General features: G+C 57.2%; 1 protein-coding gene. It reads left to right on the top strand.

Going from position 1 to position 945, the window contains the following annotated elements; all coding sequences use genetic code 11:
• The first annotated feature begins 497 nt into the window (after window positions 1-497).
• On the top strand, window positions 498-911 hold the full coding sequence (locus CCN35_RS21725) for a hypothetical protein (RefSeq protein WP_079130071.1): 414 nt from the start codon (window positions 498-500) through the stop codon (window positions 909-911).
• Window positions 912-945: the final 34 nt, after the last annotated feature.

The following is a 945-nucleotide window of genomic DNA, read 5'->3' as shown; positions in this document are numbered from 1 at the left end:
TTTACGGGACAGCCCTTAGCGACGGCAACAACCACGGATTTCCCCGCACAACCACGGACACCAGCGGAACGCAAATCACGTGCTGACCTGCGAAGAAGCAGGTAGAGGGGCGCCGCATAGCACACGTACTATGTGTTGGCGGGCGATGCGCCGGTACTTGTTCACAATTGCGATTGGGAAGCGTATGGCGACGCCAGCGCGGACGCGCATTACGACAAGCATGTCCTCGGTATGGACGATGATGGAAATCTGACTCGAACCCCGGACATGCCTGAATATGACACCGACGACGGATTCGACAGGTACGTCGCGGATTCCAAAGCGCTCATGTGCCCGGATTCGTGTCCCGCTGGTGTGCGAGAGGGTACGCGAAGCGACGGCACGTTGATCAGGTACGAGCCGAGTACCGGGAAACTGGGCATGAAGAGAAACGGAAAAATCGTCTCGTACTTCCGGCCGGACGACCCCCTCGCTTACTTCGAACGAGAGGTGGCTCGATGACTCATCCCGATAGCGGCTTTCGTGTCGCCTTCTCTGACTTCCTGAGGAAATCGGGTCGATGGCGGGACGTCGAGCCAGAGGCGCTACTGGCTCGTTGGGAAAGGTTCGTTGAGAGTTGTGAGCATGGCTATCGAGGTGATGCGCAGGACTATTTCAATGATCTGACTTCGCGGGATTCCCTGGAGCGGGCAATGGGTGCAGCGGAACTGCAGAAATTTCCTGAACTCTCGCAACTCCGTGCAAAAGTTGAAGCAGTGGATGCGCGATTCCGTTCCATGCTGCTTCCGGACGCCTTCCCTGGAATTGACGAGAAGTTTTGGTGGGCGCGTGGCGTGGTGCGATACGGGGGGAAGCGTTTGGTGGAGGATATGCGCCGCGAATACCGCCTAGAAATCGCGGAGATTGAGTAGTTCACCGAATCTCGGTAAGGGCTGTCCCGTAAAT

It is taken from the genome of Streptomyces thermovulgaris, assembly GCF_002155915.1.
GTDB lineage: Bacteria > Actinomycetota > Actinomycetes > Streptomycetales > Streptomycetaceae > Streptomyces > Streptomyces thermovulgaris.
The sequence above is the reverse complement of the archived record's forward strand: the minus strand, read 5'-3'. Positions and strand labels throughout refer to the sequence as shown.

What these genes read in the sequence shown, in the direction of transcription:
- CCN35_RS21725 (WP_079130071.1), top strand. Translation starts at nt 498, where the DNA reads ATGACTCATCCCGATAGCGGCTTTCGTGTCGCCTTCTCTGACTTCCTG.